The sequence below is a fragment of the Arthrobacter sp. Cr_A7 genome (assembly GCF_029222765.1).
In the GTDB taxonomy this organism is placed as follows: Bacteria; Actinomycetota; Actinomycetes; order Actinomycetales; family Micrococcaceae; genus Arthrobacter.
Genome location: NZ_JARHXQ010000341.1, coordinates 1 through 427, shown reverse-complemented (window position 1 = coordinate 427; position 427 = coordinate 1). Strand labels below are relative to the sequence as shown.

Below are 427 nucleotides of genomic sequence, written 5' to 3'. Positions count from 1 at the left end.
GCGGCGTCCCGCACGGCATAGGGCATCCGGTACCGGCTGGGCAGTTCTGCGGCGGCCTCGGGCAGGTCTGCCGGGCCTTGGGCCTGCCCGTTCTTCCAGCTAGAGAATGCTTGCTCAGTGATGGAGTCCCACAGGCGGGCTTTAGTCCGGTAGTAGGTGCAGGTCACGTCGCCCTCGCAGTAGGTGGCGATGCCGAACAGGTTGCCGATGCTGTCAGCGCTGCGGGTAACGGCGACCATGACGTAGGGCCATTGGCCCAGGTCCCAGCCGTCACAGCCCCAGCTGGAGAGCACGGCCCAGCCGTGCTCTTCGATCAGTTCCATCCAGTCGTAGCCGCCGTTCAGGTGGTAATCGCCCAGCACGGTCACGCCGTCGATGGTTTCCCCTGTGTCCGCGAGAGTCACGGTCTTTTTGGTCACTGCATTCA

At 64.4% G+C, this 427-nt stretch carries 1 protein-coding gene; it reads right to left on the bottom strand.

What is annotated here, in order from left to right; all coding sequences use genetic code 11:
* A partial coding sequence (locus P2Q66_RS20530; RefSeq protein WP_275731112.1) for a hypothetical protein occupies positions 1-427 on the bottom strand: 427 nt, incomplete at both ends.